Here is a 24,846-nt window from a genome sequence, read left to right as displayed (position 1 = left end):
TCTCCTTATTTTAATTTGCTTTTCAATGATCCTACTATTAATTGAAAAGGTCATAATCTGACCAACCATAGAAAGTGCACCAAAATAGCTTTTACTCACGATATATTTTCCAATTTGCTAAAATAAAGGAACAAAGGAAGTGTTCGAAATGCTGCAAATAAAAAGAGCCTACCTGCCAGCAGAGGATTCAGATGGCTATCGTGTTTTAGTGGATCGATTGTGGCCGCGGGGAAAGTCAAAAGAAACCGAGAAAATCGATCTTTGGTTAAAAGAGATTGCTCCCAGTTCCGAACTGCGAAAATGGTTCAATCATGAAGCGGAAAAATATCCTGAGTTTGAAGCGAAGTACCGCGTAGAGCTGCAGTCCGGTGCACAGAATGAAGCGCTGGAAGAATTGAAGAAGACCCTTCAGGAGCATGAGGTCGTGACCCTTATTTATGGGGCGAAAAACGAAAAACAAAATAATGCACAGGTCTTGTGTGATCTTTTGAGAATGCACATGTAATATTTTATGACATCATTTGTATTGTTTTATAACTTTTTTTACTAAAATTAGAATTTAATTTGAAAATCGGTTGAAAAATCCTTTTTTTCTGTGTAATATGTCAGAAAAGTTAACACAAACGAAAGGGTTGATAGTATGTATTCGTCAGTAGATGTGATTTGGACATTGTTGGGTGCCTTTTTAGTATTTTTTATGCAAGCAGGTTTTACACTTGTTGAATCTGGTTTTACTAGAGCAAAAAATGCTGGAAACATCATCATGAAGAATTTGATCGATTTTTGCTTTGGAACCGTACTTTATTGGGTGATTGGTTTCGGGATTATGTTCGGCGGCAGCAGCGCCATTTTTGGTGGGATTCATTTATTTGCTGGAAATTCATTTACGTTTGATTTACCGACGCCAACCTTTCTTCTTTTCCAGACTGTCTTTTGTGCAACTGCAGCAACGATTGTTTCAGGCGCAATGGCTGAACGGACGAACTTTATCGCTTACTGTATTTTTAGCGCGGTGATCAGCGGCTTGATCTATCCTATTTCCGGACATTGGATCTGGGGAGGCGGCTTTTTAGCCGAAATGGGCTTCCATGATTTTGCTGGCTCAACAGCTGTTCACATGGTCGGTGGGGTAGCTGCCTTTACGGGTGCCGCGATCGTTGGACCTCGAATCGGTAAATATACGAAGGACAAAAAATCCAACGCGATCCCTGGTCATAATTTGACACTCGCAGCTTTAGGGGTTTTCATCTTATGGTTCTCTTGGTTTGGATTTAACGGTGGATCGACTACCTCTATGACCGGCGATGATACGATGCTGGTCGCCTCTAATGTGTTAGTTAATACGAACATCGCTGCCGCGACGGGAACTTTGGCGGCACTGATCGTTTCTTGGATCAAATATAAAAAGCCCGATGTTTCACTGACACTAAACGGGACTTTGGCCGGCTTGGTTGGGATTACCGCCGGCTGCGACATGGTAAGCTCCGCTGGGGCATGTCTGATCGGCTTATTGGCTGGAACGGCTATGATCTTTGCCGTTGAATTTATTGATAAAAAAGTTCGCGTTGATGATCCTGTTGGTGCAGTAGCCGTTCACGGTGTTTGCGGGGCTTTCGGGACTATTTTGACAGGATTACTGGCTTTAGATGGCGGCCTTTTCTACGGCGGAGGCACAAGTCTCTTCCTTACACAGATTTTTGGTGTCTTAGTGACCGCAGCATGGGTCGGTGCGACTACGACTGTCCTATTTCTAGCCTTGAAATACACCGTAGGCTTAAGAGTTTCTGAGGAAATAGAACTAGCTGGATTGGATGTTACAGAACACGGGTTACAAAGTGCCTATAGCGGTTTTGTGATTACGCCAGATATGACCAATGCGAATGAGCTTCCTCAGACAAATACCGCCCTATCAGCAAATAATATGTTCGGCAAAGAACCGATATTAGCGACTGGTGCGACGGACATACAATTAGAAGCGTCAGAAAATACAATCGCAAGCTCTAATGATACTAAAACCACATGGCAGAAAATCTCACAAAAAGCAGTTGAAAATCTACCAATCTCGATGGTCTCAGTCGTGATTAACGAAAATAAATTAGACGATTTAAAGCAAGGCCTGGAAAAAATCGGCATCGAAGGATTGACCGTTACTCAAGTTTTAGGTCACGGGATTCAAAAAGGAAATACCGAATACTATCGTGGATCAGTTATCCCAACGAAGCTGCTGCCAAAAGTTAAAGTCGATGTTGTGATCAGCAGCATTCCGATCCACCAAGTAATCAATACAATGAAGCAAATTTTGCATACCGGGAAGCCTGGTGACGGCAAAATCTTCGTTTCCGCAATGGATAATGTGGTTCGCATCAGCAACAGCGATGAAGGAACCGAAGCTCTTCAAGGGTACACTGCAGATTAAGATACCATCAAATCAATCCTTTTTATTCTCTTAAACTTAATCTGCTTAACCTGTCAGTAATCACAAAATTACTGGCAGTTTTTTTGATGTTGCTTAATCAACTTTTCGTCTTTTGTTCTATAAGGTATAAAAATTCCCAGTCAGAATGCTCCAATGGGCATCTTTTTCTTCCGCCGTCAATCTCATCAAGCCAACAGAAAGTGTTAAATGAATCGTGATAAATTTTGAATGTGGACTACGTAGAATTGTAATGTACTGTTCAAGAAATTCACGACACAACGATATTATTTTGATTGATATGACAGATGACGCCTTCCAAGAGCATGAGTTCATTACGCCTGTTTGCGGAAAACAGAATAATGTACAGGTTTGGTATGACCTGTTGAACAAATAAAAAAACAGACTCGCTATAAGCCTGCTCCTTACCTAGTTTCATCAATAGAGACATTTTATATGATGTTGATTTAGTTTTTCCATCTTATCTGACTCAAGTGGCTTGTCCGTGATCAAATAATCAATCTCATAACAAGAAACACCTTGATACATATATTTGTGATCCAATTTGTCGCTCGTCGCCAAAACGACTAAATGATTGGCTTGTCGGCGAAAAGCTTTTTTGATCAAGGCTTCGCCCTCATGTGTTTCAGTCAGACCATGATCGAAATCCAGACCTCGGCAGCCGATGATCGCCAAATCCGCATTGTACGTCAATATATCATTATAGGCCTTTGAACCATTAATCGTAGCTCTTTTAGGTACGATCGAGCCGCCCAAAACCGAAACATGCGCTGTCGTAAATTCACTCAGCATAGCTGCCGTCAGTACACCATTGGTAATGATCTGAAGACCATCAAATCGGCTGAGGTTTTTTACCAAATGAAGGCTGGTCGTACTTGAATCAAGAAAAATGACCATATCGTCTTTGATCAACGTCTCGGCGACATTAGCGATATATTGTTTGTTATCCTCTTCATTCAATCGGGTAACCTTCATCAAATAAGGAACATCGATCTTTTTATTATCGACAATCATCGCGCCGCCGCGTGTTCGTCGGATCAAGCCGCTTTGCTCCAGCAGCACCAGATCTCTCTTTACTGTAGCCTCGCTGTAATTGACAAGCTCGATCAAATCAATGACGCGAGCAAATTGATGCACCTTCAAATAATTGACGATTTGCTGTTGACGATCTTCAATGGCGTTTAGCATAAAGCAGCCTCCTCGGAAATAGTATCTTCTAATCATTATACGTAAGTGGAAAAAGGAAAGAAAGACAGGCCTTCAATTTTTGAAAGCACTGTCTTTTCGAATTAATACAATTCGGCTTTTCCGATGGTATTTAACACATTTAGCTTGTGTCTCACCACTTCTTTGACCTTCTCGTTTGCCATTGGATACACTTCATTTGGTTCATACATCGCTGGATTTTCACTTAAAATCTCCCGCAAAGCATCAAAGAAGACACTCTTAAGGTCTGAGCTCAAGTTTACTTTTGCGACACCATATTTCACTGCTTCACTGACTTCTAAATCCGGATTTCCTGACCCCCCATGCAAAACAAATGGTAAATCAATTCGTTGGTTCAGTTCCTTCAACAGCTCAATATTCAACTTAGGCGTCAGGTCTTTTGGATACAGGCCATGAGCCGTACCAATCGCGACCGCTAACGTATCAATCCCGGTCTTTTCGACAAAATCCTCAGCCTGATCTGGGTCTGTATAAATGATGTTGGCTGATCCTCCTTCTGCCGAGCCATTATTGCCGATCGTCCCTAATTCCGCTTCCACCGAGACATTCACAGCATGGGCTAACTCCACTACCTGTTTGGTGATTTCCAGATTGTCTTCATAGGCTTGGACGGAGGCATCGATCATTACAGATGTATACCCGTTTCGAATCGCTCGCATCACATCATTGACCGTTCCGCCATGATCCATATGGATGACGACCGGAACTTTGCTGTTATGCGCGTAATCCTTCACTGCGGCTACAAACTCATCATTTAGATAGGCAATCTCATCCGGATGAATTTCCAAAATGACTGGTGCATTTTGCGCCTCAACTTCCTCCATGATCGCCTTCAGCATATCATAGCTGCAAATATTAAATGCGGGAACCGCAAATTTGTTTTCTTTCGCAACCTTCAATAAATCCTTCATCGTATACAACATTATACTTCCACCTCATTAGTTAATTTTTCATTTGATATAGTTTCTTCAGTGACCGGTTTTTTCAGTAGTCCAACAGCCATCGCTGTCACAATCGTTCCTGCGACAATTGCTAGGAGATACATCGGCAGGTTATTCATGACATTGGGAATCAGCATCACCCAGATTCCCCCATGCGGTGCCATCGAAGTGACACCCGCTGCCATAGAGATTCCGGCAGCCGTGGCAGAGCCCAGCATCAAGCTTGGAATGACCCGAATCGGATCAGCGACCGCGAAAGGAATGGCCCCTTCTGTGATATAGGAAGCTCCCAGAATCCAGCATGATTGACCTGAAGTTCGTTCTTCTTTGGTAAATTTATTTTTGAACAAGATTGTCGCTAACGCTAGACCCAGCGGCGGGGTCATACCGGCAGCCATACACGCGGCAATCGGCGCGTTTACACCAGCAGACATCAACCCGATCGAGAAGGTCGAGATCGATTTATTGATCGGTCCGCCCATATCAGCCGCCATCATCACGCCGATCAATAAGCCAAACATCAGACCTGAAGTATTTCCAAGCCCATTCAACCAGCTAGTCAATGCATCTAAGACCCACGCAATCGGCTTATCGATCAAGAAAACCATCGCTAATCCAATCACTAAAATTGAAACCAATGGAACAACGATCAATTGATAAATAGCTGCGAATTGTTTCTTTATATTGATCTTATTTGCCAAGAAATCCGTCGCGTAACCTGCTAATAATCCACCGATCATCCCACCTAAGAATCCCGAACCGCCATTCGCAGCAAGCAATCCAGCAACAATCCCTGGAGCAAAGCCTGCTTTTCCGGCGATTGAACTAGCAATCCCCGCGCCAAGAGCCGGTACCATCATAGCGAAAGCCGTGCCGCCGCCGATCGTCGACAACGCACCAGCCAATACATTGTAGTCGTCCGATTTCGGATCAGATGCTGTGATTCCAAAAGCAAAGCTCAAAGCGATAATGATCCCGCCGGCGATGACAAACGGCAGCATATAGTTCACACCATTCATAAAATGGTTGTAGATACCGGCCTTTTGCGGCTTCTCTTCACCTGTGCTGGAAGCCGAGATTTTGACCGTTCCTTCGTCATTGAGAGCTTCTTCAATCACTAGCTCCGGCTCCTTGATTGCCCGACCAGTAGAGACTCTTTTCACCTTTTTTCCAGCAAATCGACTCATATCGATATCCTTATCAATCGCTAAAATGATGGCATCCGCCGCTGAAATTTCTTCAACAGTCAATTCGTTCTCTGTCTTCGCTCCTTGCGTTTCGATCTTTGCCTTGTGACCCAAACTAGTAGCGGTTACCTCTAGTTTTTCGGCGGACATGTAGGTATGTGCAATTCCTGTAGGACAAGCAGTAATTCCAACAATATTCATGATTGTTCCTCCTTATTTGTTCTAAAGTAATAAATTTTTTGGAAAAAATTAATCCGATTCGAATGCCGTATATCATTCAACTAAAGTGCTCGATCAATGGGTTAGATCATTACACTTAATACTTTTCTGATATACGTGTTCTGCGAAAAGTTGAAGAGACAATTAGTTACAATATATGTAAAACCTCTGCAGCGGTTTTAGCCTTCTTCAGTTGATCTCGAAACTCTTGATTCATCAGTCTTCTGGACAGCCCACTCAAAATATCTAAGTGTAAGTCAGCAGCCTTCTGCGGAACTAATATGGCAAAAATACATTCGACTGGCTTACCATCCAAGCCGACATAATCCTCCATCAATCCTGTGTGAGCAAAACAAACTGTGGGATCCAGAACATATTTGCTTTTTGCATGGGGAATCCCGAAACCATCCTCGATTCCTGTTGACGTTTCCTTCTCTCGTTTGTATAAATCCTTGATAATCTTTTTAGCTTTGCTTACACGATTTTGCTCATCAAGCTTTTTTGCTAAACAATCAAACAGATCACCCTTTGAGCGAATTCCTTCATCAAAAATAATTAAATCGTTCAACATTAATTCTTTTAATTCCATCAAGAAACACCTCTCATTACGCCATGTTAGCGCTCTCTCATTTCTTGAGATCACTATAGCATCGTAATCTAAATCGTTCAATACTATGCACAATGAACGGTTTAAAGTTCTTTTTACGATATTTTCGCTCACAATACATGAGCTATTCAGATCATAAAATCACCCTTGTTTTGAATACTTCTCAATTACTTAAGATTCTGCACACAAAGAAAACCCCAAAAAGCAGATTTCTAATCCTGCCCTTTGGGGTACATTTTTCATTTATAAGTAGCGTCTAACCTCCGATTGATACTGACGATAATTCTCAGCAAAAGTCGACATCAGATAAGCTTCCTCCCCGCGAATTTGCCGATCGAACAAAACCAACGCGAGAATTGCTGCAGCGATCATAAGTATATTCGGAAAAATCACCGCCAAACCAAGATACAACAAATCAAATGCCACAAAGGCCGGATTGCGGCTGAAGCGATAAATCCCAGTAGTCACCAATTCGGTCTTCTGCTCTTCATTGTAGCCTGCACGCCAATTCAACCCCATCGCCCTGACCGCGATAAAAAATAGAAAAACTCCCGCAAAAATCAGACCTAAACCAACATGCACCCAAACGGTTCGATTGATATCAAACAGGAGTGGAGCAAGGAACTGGAGCACTCCCCCGACGCCTGTCATGATCCTTAAAACGATTTCAAAATACTGTTCTTTTTTCGCGTCTTTCCCTAACAGATTGACGGTGATTCCTTGTTTTCTCAGTAGCAGGCCTTTTACCAAGTAGATCAGATAAAATAGCGTAACAGCCGTAAATGCGAGAACCCGTACTAACATTTTTTATTCCTCCTCCACTATACATGATTATTCGTTCATATGTTCATTATTTCATATGAGTGTTCTTTGGTCAAGTTCTCTATCGAATAAAATTCCGGATTATAAACATAAAAGGAACTATTTAAAAATGCTCCAAAAAAATACTCCTTCCACTCAGCAACGGAAAGTAACCGTCGCTAAACTTGAAAGGAGTATTTCATTTATCTGCTAAAACGGTGCTTTAATTACTTCATGAGACAGTGTTAGAGCATCGGCTTCCTTCGCATTGAATCCGGTTAAGCGGAAAGACAGGTTGAATTTTTCGAAGGTTGTTCGATATTTTTCCAACTGCCATTGCCCACAGGAATAGCTGCCCAGCGCATTTTGCTTGTAATCTATATTCACGACAACATACTCTCGTTCTTTTAGATCACAGGTATGTTTAGCGTTATCCAGATCAGCTTCTTCATAATAAGAAGTACTGAAATTGAAGCCCGCTTCATCTGCGGCGAATAATCCCTGCCCGCGATCGTTGGTCAGCGCCACCCATCTTGTATCCATTCTGTTTCCGTTGGCTTGAGGAACAACATAATTCGTAAACATCGCCTCGACGGTTGAGCGATAGACACCCAGATACCCTGCTTCTTTTGAATCCGCATAGTTTTCTCTTGGTCCCCGCCCTAGGTAGTTTACTTGATTCATGTCCTTATTCACATGCATCGATACGCCTAAACGCGGCAGCATATTTGGCGCGGAGTCGATCTTCCCGCTAGGAGTCCCCTCCAGATTGAATAAAACATCACTGCTTCCACAGATCGTATAGCTATAGGTGCATTTGTAATGCCATGCACTGTTTGTTGTCGAATTGATCGTCTGGACGGTGATTTGAACGGCTTGATCGATTTCCTTCCAGTCAAAGGATTCGACTATTTCATGCTCTAAATGCAGGAAATACTGTTTTTTCATCTCATCGATGATTTCCATATCGTTACTGATCGGCGCACGCCACATGGTGAATTTCGGTCCTCGTTCAATAATTGTTTGGCCGTCTCTGACCAATTTTTGCAGCGTTCCTCTAACCGTATCAAACGTGACGATAAAATCTGTTCCTTCAATACTCAATGTCGTTTGTGTCTCATTCACCTGCAGCTTGCCGCTTGGTAAAATCTCTACACCCGCTATTTTGATTGGAAGCTCAAAACTGGCTGAGGCTAACTCATAACCTTTTGGTGCATAGGTCGTCGTTGCTTTTAATTGATAGGAAACGATCAAGAAATAGCTTGCGCCAGGTTTTGGTGCAAAATCCAAGCTATACGGCAAGCTTAATTTGGCTTTCTCTCGCGCTGGAATCGAAGGCAGCGAAATCGTTCCATCTTCAATCAGTGTTTCATCCTCCATAATTGAATAATGCAGATCAAAAATTTTCAGGTCTTGGAAATCAAAGCGGCTCAACAGCTCGATTTCTCCTTTGCTCAGATCGATCGCTGTCGTTTGGATCGGTTCGATCACCTTTTTGTATTCGTACAAGCTTGGTGAAGGTGTGCGATCCGGCATCAGCATCCCGTCGATACAAAAATCTTTGTTAGAAGGATCATCGCCGAAGTCTCCGCCATAGCGGTAATATTTTTCTCCGTCCTCAGTATAGGATTCGATGCCATGATCGAACCATTCCCAAATGAAGCCGCCCTGCAGCTTATCATGAGCATAAAACAGGTCTTGGTATTCCTTCAGATTTCCAGGTCCATTCCCCATCGCATGACCATATTCACACAGGATATGGGGCTTTTTCGATTGCTCAATGATCGTGCTCATTAATGGCTGCTTCGTCGGATGCTCCAGCCAGCTGTACATGGTTGAGTAGATATCCGCGGCCTCTACCTCAAAGTCTCCCTCATAGTGAACCAAGCGAGTGGGATCCATTTTTTTCGCAACCTCTGTCATCTTCACAAAATTACAACCGAACGCTGACTCATTTCCCAACGACCAAAGGATGATGGACGGATGATTCTTATCTCGCTCGATCATTCGGACCAGTCTGGAAACATAGGCCAGTTCCCACTCAGGGTCATTACTGATCCAGTCATATTTCCCAGTCAACTCAAAACCATGACACTCTAAATCTGTCTCATCGATCACATACATCCCGTACTCATCACACAAATCATATAAATAAGAAGAAGCTGGATAATGACTGGTGCGAATTGCATTGATGTTGAATTGCTTCATTAGGCGAATATCGTTTTCAATTTCTTCCTTCGAGACAACACGCCCGTTTCTAGGATTGTAATCATGACGATTGACCCCTTTAAACTTGATCGCCACGCCATTGACCAGAAAGACCTCGCCTGCTAAGCGAATATTTCTGAATCCGACCTTTTGCGGGATCACTTCAACTAGCTTTTCCCCTTCGTAAACCGAAATCAGCAGCTGATAAAGCTCAGGTGTTTCCGCTGTCCAATGAGCGACGCTGGGGATTTCCGCCTGAAGACTTCCCTGTTCGCTAGTAATTTCTTGATGCAATACTCGTTGACCTGAAGGATCGATCAGTTCTACTTCAATCCGTTGCCCCTTGCTTTCCCGTAGAGTGAACGAAAGATCCAGCAATCCATTCTGATAGTCATCGTCTAAATCTGCGACAACTTTTAGATCATTGATCCCGGCATAAGGGACACCGAGTAATTCCACATCTCTGAAAATTCCACTGAGCCACCACATATCCTGATCTTCCAGATAAGTACCATCAGACCACTGATAGACGCGCACCGTCAAATCATTGGCAGCATCCTCCTGAACGAAGGCCGTGATATCAAACTCCGCCTCGTTTCTAGCACCCTTGCTGTAGCCGACTTCCTCACCATTGACCCACACATGGTAAGCCGAATCGACCCCGCAAAAGCGCAGAATGATTTTTTTGCCCTTAAAGCTTTCATCGATGCTAAACTGCCGCTTATAGATTCCTGTTGGATTTTCCGTTGGAACATACGGCGGGTTAATCGGAAAGTTGTACCATAGATCGGAATAGTGCATCTTGCCATAGCCTTGAACCTGCCAGTTACCAGGAACCTTGATGTCCGCCATTTCTGCTGTATCAAAATCCGGCTCATAAAACTTGCTTGGACTATATTCTGGCGCATCTACCAATAAGAATTTCCAAATGCCATTCAAATTTTTAAACGCGTGTGTATATTTGTTTTCATTTAGCAGCGCCTTTTCTTTAGTTGGAAAGGTCGAAAAATGTGCCCGTGGTTCTAATCGATTGATCTGATCTAATTGATAGTTTTCCCAAATTTTCATTTACCAGTCACCTCTACATTTGTCTCTTCATTGTTCAATACTTTTGATTTTCTTTCATAGCGATTCCAGCAGATCCACGCAAAGCCCATAAATATCACCAGTCCGACAACATTGTAGACCAGCATCCCAATCGGACTCGCCTCACCTGCCGGCAGCGTCCCATTTATCTCAGCCATGATTAGCTGCGGATCAGGCACTGTTGACATAAAGAAGACGAAAATGAAAAGCACTAGTAACGCGATGCCGGCAAAAATCCCAAATTGGCGACTGCCGAACTTAAAGCTGCGGGGCATTGAATCCTTCTTCAGGCGCAGACCGATATAAGCGATCAATAAAAACAATACCGGTAGCAGCGATGTAGACGCTGTCATATTGATCAAAGTTGAAAGGAAACTGTCCATATTGCCGATTCCCAATGCTGGAATGATCAAGAGCATTGTAACGATTCCCCCTTGCACAACCAGCGCATTTGTCGGATTCCCCTCTTCATTCGTTTTCACCAGCCATTTTCCGAAGACACCTTCCGGAATTTCAGAGAAAAAGACTTTTACAGGTGCCGCAGTCCATAACGCTAGCGAACCAAGACTGCCAATAAATAAGATCAAACCGACTAGCCGAACCATCACACCACTTGGAATATGGAAATACGCACCCAAGATTTTGAAGATATCGAAGATCCCGTTTGAGAAATTCCCCTTCAAAACATCCATCGGCACGACAAATCCAACCGCTACAGCCCCTAAAACATACATAATACCAACGACAATCGTGGCTCCAATCATCGTACGAACGAAGGTCTTATTGCCGCCCTTAACGTCCTTGATGTAGACACCGATACTTTCTCCACCTCCGACAGCTTGCAAGATCCAGGCCATCGTCATGAAAAAGGTCCAATTAAAGCTTGGCGTGATCGACTGCATGGTAAAATCCTGCGCAGGTTCATTCCCTAGTCCAAAGACAACCACGAAGGCCAGAACCACAAAGGCCACACCCATAAACAACCGCGCACTCCCAGCAAAACTAGTAACTTTTGAGATCCATGACACGCCTTTGATACAGACCCACGTCATCAGCCAAAAGAGAACAATAGAAATGATTGCGATAATGATCGTGCTGTTTCCTCCCTGAAAAACATTCCTTCCTACGAAAGCATACGAACCGTAGATCAAGGTATTCGGCAACAAAGAACAAAAGTAAAACAAATTAACGAAAAAATACGACCAGGCGCCTAAAAAGGCCCATTTGTCACCCAAAACCGATTGCAGCCAGCTATGAACACCTGACTCTTTCCCTGAGTTAGCAGAAGCGAATTCTGCAATCATCAGAATAAACGGTAAAAAATAAAAAATACTGCCAAACAAATACCCCGGAATTGTCGCTAACCCAATTTGAATACTGTTGTTAACAATGCTGGGAAACGCGAATACCGCTGAAAAGGTCATGAGCATCAATGCGACCGATCCTAAGCGCTGTCTTGATTTAGAGTTTTCCATCTCAAACATCCTTTCAATAATTACTTACACGTTGATTTTATAGCGCTTTCATGATATAAAAAATAAGAAATGTTTCCAAAAACTTGTAATAATGTTGACTGTTGCAATTTTTTATTCAAGGAGGGATCGAATGTACAGCTCATTATCAAACGACATCAGCATTTTAATCAACAATGATACACTAAGCTCAGAGTTTCACATTTGCGAAGTAGGCTATGAAAAATGTCGCTCAACCAAGCCTACGGAGTATGCTCCAATCGATTATTGGGTGATTCATTACTGTATCGAAGGCGAAGGCTTTTTCTCAACACCTTTTTTTCCTGAAAGAAAAATCACAGCCGGAGATTTTTTTATCATTCCTTCGAATTGTAAAAATGTGTATTACCCCAATCGTGAAGACCCTTGGCAGTATCGCTGGGTCGGATTCTCTGGAAAAATGATGGATCATTATTTTTCAAAGTTAGAATTAGATAAACACCATTGCGTGATCAGTCATTCCTTCGATCATCGGATCGATGCTCTCTTTCAAGATATCTATGACTCCTTCAAGCAGGACAATCTTTTTCGTACGATGGCTTCTTCCTTCATTCTATTCGATACCATCGATCAAATTAATCTAAAAACGGATAATACTTCACAAAGTGAGCAGCTTTTTAAAACTATTCTGACCTATATCAATGACAATATGTCGGAGAATCTCAGCGTCAATCAGATTGCAGAAGCAAATAATATTGATCGAACCTATCTCTATAAGCTGTTTCAAACCCATAAAGGCATCGGGCCCAGTGAATATATCCAGGATTTGAAGCTTCAAAAGGCCTGCTCCCTGCTGCGAAAAAGTTCGCTGACGATTACGGAGATTGCCTATGAGACTGGCTTTTCTTCCTCTTCCTATTTTTCAAAATTTTTCCAATCAAAACTTAGCATTTCTCCTTCGACTTATCGGAAAAAGTTTATTATCAATTGATCGGACCAAAATAAGCTCCAGAAAACGACGATTCATTCGTCATTTCTGGAGCTTGTTTTGAGACTTATGTCAAAGCCTCTTTTCTAACTAAATACTCTTTACTATCTACTTGTTTCATCCGCAGGCGTGCTTAATACCCACTCAAGTTTTAACTGAAACTGATCCGCTTTTGTAAAGTCGGATTGGCTGCCTTTTTTGAAGCGTAAAAAGGTTCGACTTAAATCAATTGATTGCGTTGCCTGTACGATATCTTGGGAGGTGTTTCCCGTTGCTGCTGTCAAAACCGTCGCTTCTTTGGATGCAGAAATTGTTTTCTCGGGTGCGTTTAAATCTTTCAGCTCCACAGTTTCATTTTTGTAGTTGCTGTACAGGATGTCAAAGCTATTCGGGTTGTCTTTAAACGCCAACTGCAACACGACTGCCGCTTGATCAGACAATGATTTTTTAGTCGTTAATGATTGAATGTCGGTCATTCTAAGCTTTAATTCCCACGGTTTGCTTCGATCCGTTCGAGAATCTGTGACTAGGATCTGCCCGTCATTATGTGTATCACCGTCATAGGCATTTATCTGATTTTTCACTTCAAAGCTGCGCAGAGAATAATCCACGGTATCGGCTTCACCTGGTAACGTTGCAATCTGATTACTATTAAACGCTGGTTCACTGTTGAAATTTAAGTTAGGAACTCGATCAAGTGTTAATTTATCTGAAACAATGTTTACCTTTAAATAGTGGACATTGGATACATTCTTTTCGGGATCCGTTCCATAAATAGCGAAATAATGAATACCGGCACCAAGTTTTTGCCATGCATCTTTGGGAAAGATCATCTCTGAAAAGTTTTGTGCCGTCCCATTATTTAATGCTTCACGGTTCGAATGTTGTCCGATAAGAATATCGGATTGATCGTCGTTTGGCTGATAATCACCTGTGGGTGCTTGATCGCCAAAATCTTTCGCATAATAGTTAATCGTAGTGCTATTTTCATCCTTGTCACTTCCGATAATCGCTAAAGGATTTTTAATCGATTGTCGCTGCGTTTCCAACTGGTCTAATTGATTAAAGGGACGTGCTTGATTAATCGAAATCTCCGGCAAAGCATTGAATATCAACTTAGTCGTTCCGTTTAAGGATGCTGATCCGATGTCCCCTGTTAGTTGAGCAGAGAAGTTTGCTTCTGCTTCTGCTTTTTGATCCACCTTAAATGCTTCAGGAATCGCAGTATACTTTATCGTTACTGCTTTATCCTTGCTTAAAGGTTGTTTAGTATCAATAATCAGCGCGCTGTCCGTTTTTAAGACTTGGTTGGCGGGTAGTAAAACGCCATTAACAGTGATTGTATTCGGATTAATGTTCAATGATGGTGAAATTGGCAAAGTGATTTTGGCATTTCCGGGATTTTCAATCGTTGATTCAGTTGAAACGCGTGCCTCAAGCGTTTCCTGCAATCTTTCTTGCTGAGTTCCTATCTCGATAGCCGCTAGCGGATCAGGTGATTCCCAGATAACACCTTGATGAGCACCATAAATTCGTTGCACCGACTCCTTCAATGATAATGAAGTAACGGCTTTAACCTGATAGCTCAATGCCTGACTATTTCTGTTTTGCGGCAAAGACGCCGTTCCATAGGTAGCACCTGTAACTTGGGTATCTGTGTTCACCGTTATGTCAAGATTGCCATTCTGATCGAGCTGAGGTTTTCCATTATAGGTCAGCGTATGCGTCCCTTTGCCAATATCTGACATGCTGGTAATATGGTATTCCTGTTTCTGTTCATCAAAAGTGACCGAAACCGGTTGACCATCCAGCTGAAAGGTTGCTTGATCAAAATTAATTCCTTTTGTTGCATGAATCGTGAAGGTTCCTTTACCAATACTGCTCAATGATGAGTTTGGGTCAATGACTAACGTATCCTTATAATGCAGAACGGAATCTTTGTTCTTCAATGTCACTTGTGGGACATCGGTTGTATCCTTTAAGGTATTAGAGTCAAAAAATGGGGCTTCATTGTCCAGCGAAATCTGTTTTTCCACGTTCATATCCAGTACATTCGGACCTTTCGTAAACGTAACGGCCATTTCTTGCACGGCCCCTGCGTCTGCACCAGTAGCACCGGCAAAACCAAGATAGGCTTTTCCTGAAGCGAATGTTTCTTTTGTAGTCTCTGATCCGCCCACAAAATTAGGAACTGAAACAGCAGGCAATCCCTCATATTGATAAGTTAATTGATTTGCGGCTTTAGAATACTTCATTGTGAACTTTTTCCATGTACCTGTTGCCAAAGAAATCTGTTGAACACTATTGTGCTTTAAAACATTCATGTTATTTCCAAAGGGCCATAGACCATCATAATGTGGTGAGTAAGAAGCAGGCAATCCAGGATAAGAATAGGCAATATGATTTCCAGTAATCGCGTCGCTGTAGTCCATTCCGTTTTTATTGTCGTAATTATCAAATTCAATGGCAAAACTCTTCGGGATGGCGCCATTAATAAAATCGTTATTTACAGGCTTCGATGGAAGGGTCTCAGGACCATAAATTCCTAAAGTCCCCGCTCGATGCCCTCCAATCCAAGTCGATGTCTCTGAAGAATCTTTTAAAAGTACACCCATCCCATCACCAGTTCCCCCGCTTTGAATATAGACATACATTTCAATATCAAAATCATTCTCAAAGGAAATTGGCTGATTAAACCAAACTGCTCCTTTTTGATTGGTCTTTGAGGGGGTAACCTGAATATACTGATTGGTTGGACTGCTATTTTGTAAATTCCCGTTCTCTTCCATTCTCACTAACCCAGAACTTAAAGGCAATGTCGGAACAGGAGGCACAGGCGCCGCTTCTGAGACGGTCGTTCGGAAAAAGAAAAGAAGCAGAAGAAGCCCTCCGCTAAATAGCCCTCGCATTCGCTTACTCATCATTTTCCCGCCTCCGTCTCAAGAGTAAAATAAAAAGAAATAGTAGGAATAGCTCGACGAGAATTCCATACAAGGCATACTGATTGCCAATCATATTGGTTTGAGGAAATCGATGGTACCTCATTCCTGATGCTTCACTTTTCTTGGATTGAACTTCTCCATTTGGAATGTGTTTGGGTAACGTAATAGTCGTTTTACCTGGTAGAATTTCTAGTTCGGCCACTGTCTTTTCCTCAGCATTGACCCGTCCATTTAGAGTTGGTACCAAACATATGCTAAAACTAAAAAATAGGATAAACACGATTCGTAATCTCTTGAGTAAGAGAGAACTATTTTTATGAATCTTCATTTTTTTCTTCACTTCTTTGTCGTCTGCCCAATAAAAAGGCTAGAACCAGTAGTAAAATAAAGAGGACAATTCCGATTATGATATACAACCATGTATAGTCTTTTTTAAGTCCCACAGCTTTTTTGTTTAGTTTTTCTGCTTCCGCTTTGGCTATTGTAAAGTCCTTTGAAAAGACCCATTTATGACTTTTGTTTTGCGCGACTAATTTTAATGTGTAGTCGCCGGGTTCTAAACTTTCTTTTCCCCAATCTATTGGGAAATCAAATTGACTATTGGGCGCCATTTCTTGATTTTTTCGAACGGTTTCTTTGATGACTTCGCTGCTTCCCTTTTTAAAGACTTTCCCAGTGATGGTCATTTGTCCTACCATTTGAGGCATCGAATTTTGTATCGTTGCTAATACCGAGGTATAGCCGTTGCTTAATCCTGGCCGAACCTGAAGCAAACGCAGCTCAGGCTCTACCACCTGTTGCGTATCTTCTGTTAACACAACACCAACTGTCATCGCCAGTTGATTTGTTAACGCCAAGCCTGACGTTTGTTTTTCACCAGCGGTCTTCTCCCCTGTCATCGTTGCAGTAATCCCACCTAAGAGAATGCCATCAAATCGATCCTTCGGTACAGACAATTCCCCTGAAATCACTTTCGTCTCACCAGCAGCTAACACGACCTCATTTGGAATGCTCAGCAGCTCGTCCAACCGATATTTCGCGTTCAGACTCCTCTTGGAATCTACTTTATTATAATCAATGACACCATTAGAGTTGGTTACCGCACTATTTTCGGAAAGCTGTAACGTCATTTTTTTATCGGAAAGATTTTGAAAACGGACAGCTAGCTGTTGTTTGTGCTCGGGCTGGACAACCAAATCAAAATAGGTCGCTGCAGAATCCTTCCGTTGATTTTCAGGCAAGACTGCCTCCATCGTAAATGGAGCCTTTTCGGTACTCGCTGCCTGCACAAAGGTCGGAGTCAGCAACAAAAAGAAGCCAGTAAATAGCAGAAGCAATCTCTTATAGTTATTCATCTATTCACTCCTAATACTATGAAAGGCGAATCGAATAGACTCGCCTTTGTTCTAGTTACTTAGCTGTTGGCACATTTGCCAAAGACCAGGTAATCTTCGCTTGATACAAGCCAGCTTGTGCTGCTTGTTTTTCAATTGTTAAACTTGTTGTGTTATCAAAATTAAAATGATTGTCCAATGTTCCTTTTCCGGAAGCTGCATTTACAACAATTCCAGCATCTCCTGTAGCAGGAATAGAAACTTCCGTTGGAGCGTCAACAGCTACTCCTGTATCTGTTTTGGCAGCTTGCTTAGCAGTCATTTTTAAGGTAGTACCTGTTAGACTGTGAGAAGCATCCTTTTTGAAATCTGAGACCGTTGCATATACCTTCCAGCCGTTTTGATCGTCCCCGCGGAAATCTGAAACACTTAGGTCCAGATTGGCATTTCCATCAAAATCCTTTGAAGATTCAATCGCATTCGGTGTGATCTTTCCATCTGCGAGCTTCAAGGTAATGCCGTTAGAAACATCTGAGATTGTTGGATTGCTTTTATCTTCTTTAGCAAAGTGCATGTTAGGCACGCTATCTAGCGTCAGTTTTCCGGCATCGATGGAGAACTCCCCAACCGTATTAGCGCTTGCATTATTTGTCGTATCCGCTTCATACCCTGCTTGGGCTGTTCCAGCGCTGATATTTGAACTCTCCGTTCCTGGACCATTAGTAGCCGCAAACGCTGGCGTTCCGACCAATGCTAAGGCCAAGCTACTGAGATAGAATAAATTTTTTGGATGCATTTTTTTCATTACGTAATACTTCCTTTCCATAATTAAAGTCAATCTATATAAAACCTACTAGCACTAGAAGTAACAAAATCATATCTAAATGATTCTTCCTTGTCAGATACTGTAGGTGAAAGCACGTAGCATTAGTATACAATCTTGTTTAGAATTATTATAAAAAGAACACCTGATGATCGGTTTCGTATTTCGTTTTTTTTTAACGTTATAATGCTAAAAATGTATCGTTTACAATTGCATAGCATAATAGTAAACCACAAAATAACACTTGGTATTATAGTTATTTAATATATAATTCTTCCTTTTCATAACACAGATAATTATATGCTATATAAAACGGTTAAAAGGTTCCTCATGAGAGTGTAGTAATCATAATGAAGCCCAGCAGCTTTGACTTTGATTGAAATGATGATTTGGCTAGTCTAAAATAAATGGGACTGTCTACGGCTTGTCCAAACACCGCTTTTATCAATCAGATAATCCGTTTTTTTTAAAGTGTTTTGAAGGAATTTTCACAACTTTTAATAACAGAAAAAAAGCAATCCTTTTTTAAAGGATTGCTTTTGGTGTTTATTTTTTAGTTGTAATTATTGATTCAGCGAACTGATATTTTCATCTAGTGGTGTCGTTTAGCATCGTGTTCTGTAGTAATTACTTAGTCCTCATTTAATTGATATGTCCAGTTCTCGTTATACAGCGAGAATCGCTCTGCACGATATGCCCAGGCGCTTGTTGGGAAATCGGTCAGATCAACGTTCAGAACTGTTTCACCCTCTTCGGTGACTTCCATAATCGAGCTAGACTTCCCTTCGTCACGATAGCCAAAGTTGACTAAGCGGTTGCCAGTATCTTCAAGGTAGCGGGCACTGCCGATGATTTTGGTGTAATACTCTTTGCCTAAATCTTCGCCAAAGGTCCAAATCTCTTCGATAGTCATGTCTTCTTCATTGATACGAACCTGACGGGCTTCTGAGTATTTTTCAGAAGTCTCTTCGTCGCCGCGCGTCACCGAGATATTGTTGTCATAGAACAGAATATCGGTAGTTTCCTCGTTATCATCTTGATCTGGCAGAACGATTGCGGCATGTTGTCCGCCGCTGGCTTTGGCATCACCTTCTAAGAAATATTTCTGGTAACTGTCCGGCCAGCCGCTGCTGTCTCCCATGATCCATTTGATTTCATTTGTCTCATAATCGATTTTCATCACTGTATCCTGATGCCTCCCGGAAATGACGATACTGTTATCTGATTCATCATACTCTACCGAATTTTGATGGAACCAATCGATCTTGCCATCCTCGCGACTTGTTGAATCGTACTCCTCATAGAAGGATTCCGGTAAAATGTCTTTTAGATCGATGGTTTTCTCGATCTCACCGGTCTCACGATTCAGCTCGATCATGGTATCCTCGATGTAATTACTGCCATCATTGACAGTCAACAATAGATTACCGCTTGGCCACTCAATGCCGTCATGATGGATGACTGTCATCTCCCCATCGCTCTTTCCTGTATCATTTGCAGCACTATAGCTGGAAAAATCGTAACGGTTATAGATTTTTCCTAAGTAGTCCGTCTCCAGCAGTACGTTATAGGTGTCGGCGTCGTTGGATTCTTTGGTCAGATAGAGCAGATTGCCATTGTTTAATTCTTGGAAAATATGGCTGTTGTAGCGGGTCGAATACCAACGGACATCGCCATTGGCATCAAAGGCATAGGCGCGTTTGGTACTTGGCACAACGAAGGTCAGTTCACTATCGCCAAGCGCCATTTTTTCGGTATCGGCTTCTTTGACGTCGATTTTCGCGATAGAATCCGGGAACGTTCCTGTTTTAATCGTTACTTTTTTCTCCACGCTGTTTCCTGTTTCGTCAGTCAATGTTACCGTTACTTCATTCTCTTGATCCGCATAGAGCCCTAAAACGGGAATACTGTGTTCTGTCGTATAGTCATCAAAGCTGTTCTTGATCGTCGTTTCTTCATCCTTGCCTGCGACGGAAATATCCACCTTCACGGCTTCCTCTGTTTGGAAAAGCAGCAGTGCGGATAATGGGCTGGCATCATAAGGATCGACCTTTACATAAATATTGTCTTCATCGTAGTCGCCGCTTGCCAATAGTGTCTGATACTTCTTCTCTTTTTCACTTTGATCTTCCTGCCAATCTTCATTCAGTGAGACCGAGAGTGCTTCATTTTCTACCTCATTCGATACGCTACCGCTCACACCGCAGCCCGCTAAACAAATGGTCAATCCGATAAAACAGCTCACCTTCTTTAGGGTCGTCCTCATCTAATTCCTCCTCTATGAAACCTGCCTGAATGCTTGATTTTTCAGCTCATACACCACATCGCATCCTTTGGCGACTTCCTGCTCATGGGTGACTAAAATGATGCACTTTTGCTGTTCGTGGGCAATCTCCTGAAACAGCTTGACGATCTCGCCCGAGGTTGTTTCGTCTAAGTTTCCAGTCGGTTCATCGGCAACAATCAGGTCATGCTCGCAGCATAACGCCCGCGTGATGGCGACCCGCTGCTGCTGACCACCGGATAATAAGGTGACCTTTTTCTCGGCTAGTTCTTTGGTGATTCCGACCTTCTCCAGATTTGCCAAGGCATAGGCTTTCTTGTCCGCCTGCTGGCTTTGGGCGATCTCCATCGCGGTGACCACATTGTCTACCGCTGATAAATACGGCAGTAAATTGTAGGCTTGAAAGACGATCGAGACGTCCTTGCGCCGATATTCCCGCAGTCCGATCTTCTTCAAGGAGACGTCCTCATAAAGAATCTCCCCGCTTTTTGGTGTGTCCAGTCCGGCGATCAGGGATAAAAAAGTCGTTTTCCCTGAGCCGCTAGTGCCTAAAATGGCGTACATCTTGCCTTTTTCAAAGGTTAGATTGACCTTTTCGAATAGTGGTCCGTTGTTTTCGTACCAGTAGCCTAAGTCTTTGGTTGATAATGTCATAAAATTTTCCTCCTATGAAATCAAGATTTTTTTCGGATTCAATCGTAAAATTCCCGCGGATGAGAGCACGATCGAGAATAAGCTGATGCCTAGTCCAATCCCTGCAAGACTGAGAATTTCCATCGGCTGAACGGAGATGTTCAATTCGCTGATCTCTTCTGTTTGAGTGAATGGATTGCCGCCCATTTGTCCGCCACGACCTCCGCCAGGCATTTGTCCTTGTCCGCCTTGCCCCGGTCCGCCATTATCTCCGGCTGCGTTGGCCTGACTTTCATTTTGCGAAGTCGTCTGTTGACTCAATAATTGGTTACCGACTGCGTTGCCGACAACATTTCCGCTGGCTGCCGCGATTCCTAATGCGAAGACCATGCAGACAAAGATCTCTACGAAAAATTGTGAGATGACTTTCCCGCGGGATTCGCCTAATGAAAGCAATACGCCGATCTCATATTTCCGTTCACGAATCGACAGCATGATGATCAGTGTCAAAATGATCACGCCAGCCGCTGCGACTAGGATCACGATATTTTTCGCGAAGCTGGAGACATTGTTCAATGGCTGCAGCATTTGCTGATACATTTGATCGTTGGTTTCTAAACTAAAGGTATCAGTATCGATTAATTTGTTGGCTTCCTTCACGAAGCTGTCCATCTCCTTTGGATCATCTAGGTTGTACACTGCCGAATCGATGGTTTTTCCATCTGAACCAGTCAGCGTATTGACCATCGTATAAGAAGAAAAGATCGTATTCGCTGGATTCATAAAGTTGAAGCGCGCCCCCATGCTGTCACCGGAGTTGCTGGTTTTGTAGATGCCCTTGATGGTGACCTCGACATCCTTATCGTCGCTGTCCTTAATCTTAAATTTATCGCCGACACTCAACTCGTTGGCTTCGGCTAAGCTTTCTTCGATCAAGATATTATTGGTACCCTCATCTGCTGAAGTAATTGCCTCACCGTCTACGATGCTGGCTGTTCCTGAAGAAAAATCATTATAAGAGCTGCTTTCAGAAACACCTTTGATTTGGAAATCCCCTTGGCTCATACCATCGGGAGCCCCTTGTCCGCCGAAACCGCCCATCTGTTCATCTGATGTTTCTTCCTCTTCAGTATCACTTGAAATCGGTGTGATTCCCGAGCTTTTATCCGCCGAGGTGCTGGCTTCAAAGGAATAGGATTTCACATTGTCTAGCTTCGCAATTTTTTCAGCATCGCTCAGATTGACCGGTGTTCGTTCGAAGCTGCCTGGATCAGGGCGACTATTTTCATCCTCTGAATCAGCATTTTTGAACATCGCCTCTCGATTCGTCGATAAGGTCACTGTCGCTCCGACACTTTTTTTCGCGTTCGTTGTCGCAAGATCTGCGCCGCTGCGGATCGTCAGCCCCGCTAAAACAAAGATTAATATGGCTGAAAAGACCGCGATCATTAAGATACTGCGTCCTTTTTTGGCCCAAAGGTTTTGGATCGCCCGTTTGATGTAATTCATACTGTTTCCCCCTTCATCTGTCTGCCTGTAGAATAGTCAAGCTGTCTTAACTTAAGCTTAAGCAACAGGAAAAAAGTTTTAAGCTTGGTTTAGGAAAGACATGGTACACTGAATAAGTAATAAAAAAGGAGCAGAAACATGATAAAACTATTAATAGTAGAAGATGAAGTGACACTTTCAGAAAATATAAAGGAAATTTTGACCGACCTAGGCGAAATTACTCAAGTCTATGACGGTGAGGAAGGACTATTTGAGGCGGAAAGCGGAATGTATGATCTGATTTTGCTGGACCTGATGCTGCCGGAGAAGAACGGCTATGAAGTCTTGGCGGATTTGCGGGAGAAAATTATTCAGACACCGGTGCTGATTCTAACCGCCAAAGATAGCCTAGAGGATAAAGTAACAGGCTTCCAAAAAGGCGCCGATGACTATTTAACCAAGCCTTTTTACCGCGAGGAATTGATCCTGCGGGTCAAAGCTTTGCTAAAGCGTTCGCTGGGTTTATTTTCTGAAAATCAGTTAACCTATAAAAATGTCACCTGCAATCTCGCGACCAAAGAAGTGACGGCTGATGATGACGCCCTGCCGATTCAAGGAAAAGAATTTGATCTGTTGGTCTATTTTATCCAAAATAAGGGTGTTATCTTGACCAAGGAACAGATTTTTGATCGGATTTGGGGCTTTGATTCGGATACCACTATTACTGTCGTGGAGGTCTATATGAGCCATTTACGCAAGCACCTGAAGCCTGCTGGAGTCGATCACCTGTTTAAAACACTGCGAAATGTCGGCTACATTTTGCAAAAGGATTGATTTTATGAACACGGAAATTTCGAGAAGACAACGGCTAAAATTTTTCTTCATCAATGTTGCCGCTTTTGCGGCGATCTTTGTCTTGCTGGGCTTCATTACCCTGCAGCTGCTGCAAAGCTCAGCCTATCGACAAACGGATCTTTCTTTAGAGCAGATGGCGAACAATGAGCACCTCATCCAGATGGAGATCAATCGCTACCAGCAGAATAATCCCTTTCTGGCTCAAATGCCGGATGAAGAGCGGATGGACAAAGGGCCCGCTGGCAACAACCGCTTCAACACCCAGATCATTCTATGGTCAAAGGACGGCAAGATTCTGAACAAGGACGTTATCGGTGGGCGCTTTACCGAATTGGAATACTTGACCTTGGACAAGGAGCAGCTCGATTCTGTTCAAGCCCTGAGCTTGAAAACCTCGGCAGATCTAAGTCAGAAGCTGTCCTTCCGCTCCTATACCATCAAGGCAGAGAACTATGAAGGAATCGCCTATATTCAGTTCTTAGCCAATACTAACCAGATCGCTGACTCGATGAAGACCTTCGAGACGACGTTGATTATTTGTATGGTGGTCTTTTGGTTAATCTCGATCGGTATCAGCTTCTATATTTCAAAAATGAATATGCAGCCGATTATGAATTCGTGGCGCAAGCAGCAGGAATTCGTGGAAAATGCCTCCCACGAACTGCGGACACCGCTGGCAATCATTCAAAATAGCCTGCAGCAGCTCTTCACTAGACCGGATCACACCATCATGGAGGAATCCGAACCGATTGCCCAAGCACTGAATGAGACGCGGCGGATGAACGGCTTGACCGAAGATTTGCTGACACTGGCTCGCAGTGATTCGAATCAATTGCTTTTACAGAAGGAAGCTGTTGAACCGAAAGCCTTTATCCAGCAGCTGGCACAGCCCTTCCAGGAGATCGCGGAAATGAAGGACAAGCAATTCGTGCTGGAAAACTTCGCGGATAAGCCGATGCAGGTGGATGAAAAACGGATCCATCAAGCCTTGGTAATTTTGCTGGACAACGCGTTGAAATATACCGAAGCAGAAGACAAGATTATCCTGCAATCCGAAATCTCTAACGATAATTGGCTGATCGAAGTCAAAAACAATGGTCCTTCCATCAGCGAAGAAGACAAGAAGCACATCTTTGAACGCTTTTACCGCGAAGATCGTTCCCGCTCCAAAGAAACCGGCGGCTATGGTCTAGGCCTCGCCATCGCCCAGCAGATCGTTACCCAACACAAGGGTAAGCTGACGGTACGGGATTGGGAGCCGCGGGGTGTGGTGTTTCAGATCAAGCTGCCCATGAAATAAATGATTAGAAAAAATGGAGCTGACCCAAAAGTCTTTTA

Annotated in this window: 19 protein-coding genes; 5 read left to right on the top strand and 14 right to left on the bottom strand. The window is 42.9% G+C overall.

Features of this window, described 5'->3' with window-relative positions; genetic code table 11:
- The first annotated feature begins 148 nt into the window (after window positions 1–148).
- Both E6139_RS05515 and E6139_RS05510 read left to right on the top strand, forming a co-directional pair.
- Window positions 149–505 carry a DUF488 domain-containing protein gene (locus E6139_RS05515; RefSeq protein ID WP_316402044.1) on the top strand — a complete coding sequence of 119 codons (357 nt, stop codon included), beginning with the start codon at window positions 149–151 and terminating at the stop codon, window positions 503–505.
- Between the two features lie 135 nt (window positions 506–640).
- Window positions 641–2,416 (top strand): ammonium transporter, encoded by a 1,776-nt coding sequence (locus tag E6139_RS05510; protein WP_316402043.1) that lies wholly within the window; start codon window positions 641–643, stop codon window positions 2,414–2,416.
- 435 nt (window positions 2,417–2,851) lie between these two features.
- Here the strand turns inward: E6139_RS05510 and E6139_RS05505 are convergent, their stop codons facing one another.
- From E6139_RS05505 to E6139_RS05475, 7 genes are all read right to left on the bottom strand, one after another.
- Entirely contained in the window at window positions 2,852–3,622 is a 771-nt protein-coding gene (locus E6139_RS05505; protein WP_316402042.1) for a DeoR/GlpR family DNA-binding transcription regulator, read from the bottom strand.
- Window positions 3,623–3,723: 101 nt separating this feature from the next.
- Window positions 3,724–4,584 carry a ketose-bisphosphate aldolase gene (locus E6139_RS05500; RefSeq protein WP_316402041.1) on the bottom strand — a complete coding sequence of 287 codons (861 nt, stop codon included), beginning with the start codon at window positions 4,582–4,584 and terminating at the stop codon, window positions 3,724–3,726.
- Window positions 4,584–5,990, bottom strand: coding sequence for a fructose-specific PTS transporter subunit EIIC (locus tag E6139_RS05495; protein WP_316402040.1), 1,407 nt, complete (start codon window positions 5,988–5,990; stop codon window positions 4,584–4,586). The genes E6139_RS05500 and E6139_RS05495 overlap by 1 nt, the downstream gene beginning before the upstream one ends.
- Window positions 5,991–6,156: 166 nt before the next feature.
- Window positions 6,157–6,597, bottom strand: coding sequence for a fructose PTS transporter subunit IIA (locus E6139_RS05490; RefSeq protein ID WP_316402039.1), 441 nt, complete (start codon window positions 6,595–6,597; stop codon window positions 6,157–6,159).
- Between the two features lie 261 nt (window positions 6,598–6,858).
- Complete coding sequence (locus E6139_RS05485) at window positions 6,859–7,419, bottom strand: isoprenylcysteine carboxylmethyltransferase family protein (RefSeq protein ID WP_316402038.1); 561 nt, start codon at window positions 7,417–7,419, stop codon at window positions 6,859–6,861.
- 207 nt (window positions 7,420–7,626) lie between these two features.
- Window positions 7,627–10,692, bottom strand: a complete 3,066-nt coding sequence (gene ebgA, locus E6139_RS05480; RefSeq protein WP_316402037.1) for a beta-galactosidase subunit alpha — start codon at window positions 10,690–10,692, stop codon at window positions 7,627–7,629.
- The gene (locus E6139_RS05475) at window positions 10,689–12,185 is read right to left on the bottom strand and encodes an amino acid permease (RefSeq protein ID WP_316402036.1); all 1,497 of its coding nucleotides are present in this window, start codon (window positions 12,183–12,185) and stop codon (window positions 10,689–10,691) included. The genes ebgA and E6139_RS05475 overlap by 4 nt, the downstream gene beginning before the upstream one ends.
- A 130-nt stretch (window positions 12,186–12,315) precedes the next feature.
- Here E6139_RS05475 and E6139_RS05470 point away from each other — a divergent pair, with 130 nt between their 5' ends.
- Complete coding sequence (locus E6139_RS05470; RefSeq protein WP_316402035.1) at window positions 12,316–13,152, top strand: AraC family transcriptional regulator; 837 nt, start codon at window positions 12,316–12,318, stop codon at window positions 13,150–13,152.
- 101 nt (window positions 13,153–13,253) lie between these two features.
- On the opposite strand, the gene E6139_RS05465 is transcribed toward E6139_RS05470, so the two are convergent.
- The 7 genes from E6139_RS05465 to E6139_RS05435 all read right to left on the bottom strand — a co-directional run bounded on the left by E6139_RS05465 (window position 13,254) and on the right by E6139_RS05435 (window position 22,674).
- Window positions 13,254–16,073: an L-type lectin-domain containing protein gene (locus E6139_RS05465; protein WP_316402034.1), complete on the bottom strand. Its 2,820-nt coding sequence runs from the start codon at window positions 16,071–16,073 to the stop codon at window positions 13,254–13,256.
- Entirely contained in the window at window positions 16,063–16,293 is a 231-nt protein-coding gene (locus E6139_RS05460) for an LPXTG cell wall anchor domain-containing protein (RefSeq protein WP_316402033.1), read from the bottom strand. Before E6139_RS05460 ends, E6139_RS05465 begins: the two co-directional genes overlap by 11 nt.
- A gap of 112 nt (window positions 16,294–16,405) precedes the next feature.
- A complete protein-coding gene (locus tag E6139_RS05455; RefSeq protein ID WP_316402032.1) occupies window positions 16,406–17,446 on the bottom strand; it encodes a DUF916 and DUF3324 domain-containing protein in 1,041 nt (346 codons plus the stop codon).
- Window positions 17,447–17,501: 55 nt separating this feature from the next.
- A complete protein-coding gene (locus E6139_RS05450; protein WP_316402030.1) occupies window positions 17,502–18,230 on the bottom strand; it encodes a WxL domain-containing protein in 729 nt (242 codons plus the stop codon).
- Between the two features lie 649 nt (window positions 18,231–18,879).
- A complete protein-coding gene (locus E6139_RS05445; protein WP_316402029.1) occupies window positions 18,880–20,514 on the bottom strand; it encodes an aryl-sulfate sulfotransferase in 1,635 nt (544 codons plus the stop codon).
- Window positions 20,515–20,526: 12 nt separating this feature from the next.
- On the bottom strand, window positions 20,527–21,186 hold the full coding sequence (locus E6139_RS05440) for an ABC transporter ATP-binding protein (protein WP_316402028.1): 660 nt from the start codon (window positions 21,184–21,186) through the stop codon (window positions 20,527–20,529).
- 12 nt (window positions 21,187–21,198) lie between these two features.
- Complete coding sequence (locus tag E6139_RS05435) at window positions 21,199–22,674, bottom strand: ABC transporter permease (RefSeq protein ID WP_316402027.1); 1,476 nt, start codon at window positions 22,672–22,674, stop codon at window positions 21,199–21,201.
- 138 nt (window positions 22,675–22,812) lie between these two features.
- Between E6139_RS05435 and E6139_RS05430 the strand changes: the two genes are divergently transcribed.
- Together E6139_RS05430 and E6139_RS05425 are read left to right on the top strand one after the other, a co-directional pair.
- Entirely contained in the window at window positions 22,813–23,487 is a 675-nt protein-coding gene (locus tag E6139_RS05430) for a response regulator transcription factor (RefSeq protein WP_316402026.1), read from the top strand.
- Between the two features lie 4 nt (window positions 23,488–23,491).
- Window positions 23,492–24,808, top strand: coding sequence for a HAMP domain-containing sensor histidine kinase (locus tag E6139_RS05425; protein WP_316402025.1), 1,317 nt, complete (start codon window positions 23,492–23,494; stop codon window positions 24,806–24,808).
- The last annotated feature ends 38 nt before the right edge of the window (window positions 24,809–24,846 follow it).

Source organism: Enterococcus sp. (assembly GCF_032555305.1).
Classification (GTDB): domain Bacteria; phylum Bacillota; class Bacilli; order Lactobacillales; family Enterococcaceae; genus Enterococcus_A.
The sequence above is the reverse complement of the archived record's forward strand: the minus strand, read 5'-3'. Positions and strand labels throughout refer to the sequence as shown.

Bases quoted from the DNA above. Each gene is read 5' to 3' on its own strand.
- E6139_RS05515 (WP_316402044.1), top strand. From the start codon at position 149: ATGCTGCAAATAAAAAGAGCCTACCTGCCAGCAGAGGATTCAGATGGC.
- E6139_RS05510 (WP_316402043.1), top strand. From the start codon at position 641: ATGTATTCGTCAGTAGATGTGATTTGGACATTGTTGGGTGCCTTTTTA.
- E6139_RS05505 (WP_316402042.1), bottom strand. From the start codon at position 3,622: ATGCTAAACGCCATTGAAGATCGTCAACAGCAAATCGTCAATTATTTG.
- E6139_RS05500 (WP_316402041.1), bottom strand. From the start codon at position 4,584: ATGTTGTATACGATGAAGGATTTATTGAAGGTTGCGAAAGAAAACAAA.
- E6139_RS05495 (WP_316402040.1), bottom strand. From the start codon at position 5,990: ATGAATATTGTTGGAATTACTGCTTGTCCTACAGGAATTGCACATACC.
- E6139_RS05490 (WP_316402039.1), bottom strand. From the start codon at position 6,597: ATGGAATTAAAAGAATTAATGTTGAACGATTTAATTATTTTTGATGAA.
- E6139_RS05485 (WP_316402038.1), bottom strand. From the start codon at position 7,419: ATGTTAGTACGGGTTCTCGCATTTACGGCTGTTACGCTATTTTATCTG.
- ebgA (WP_316402037.1), bottom strand. From the start codon at position 10,692: ATGAAAATTTGGGAAAACTATCAATTAGATCAGATCAATCGATTAGAA.
- E6139_RS05475 (WP_316402036.1), bottom strand. From the start codon at position 12,185: ATGGAAAACTCTAAATCAAGACAGCGCTTAGGATCGGTCGCATTGATG.
- E6139_RS05470 (WP_316402035.1), top strand. From the start codon at position 12,316: ATGTACAGCTCATTATCAAACGACATCAGCATTTTAATCAACAATGAT.
- E6139_RS05465 (WP_316402034.1), bottom strand. From the start codon at position 16,073: ATGATGAGTAAGCGAATGCGAGGGCTATTTAGCGGAGGGCTTCTTCTG.
- E6139_RS05455 (WP_316402032.1), bottom strand. From the start codon at position 17,446: ATGAATAACTATAAGAGATTGCTTCTGCTATTTACTGGCTTCTTTTTG.
- E6139_RS05450 (WP_316402030.1), bottom strand. From the start codon at position 18,230: ATGAAAAAAATGCATCCAAAAAATTTATTCTATCTCAGTAGCTTGGCC.
- E6139_RS05445 (WP_316402029.1), bottom strand. From the start codon at position 20,514: ATGAGGACGACCCTAAAGAAGGTGAGCTGTTTTATCGGATTGACCATT.
- E6139_RS05440 (WP_316402028.1), bottom strand. From the start codon at position 21,186: ATGACATTATCAACCAAAGACTTAGGCTACTGGTACGAAAACAACGGA.
- E6139_RS05435 (WP_316402027.1), bottom strand. From the start codon at position 22,674: ATGAATTACATCAAACGGGCGATCCAAAACCTTTGGGCCAAAAAAGGA.
- E6139_RS05430 (WP_316402026.1), top strand. From the start codon at position 22,813: ATGATAAAACTATTAATAGTAGAAGATGAAGTGACACTTTCAGAAAAT.
- E6139_RS05425 (WP_316402025.1), top strand. From the start codon at position 23,492: ATGAACACGGAAATTTCGAGAAGACAACGGCTAAAATTTTTCTTCATC.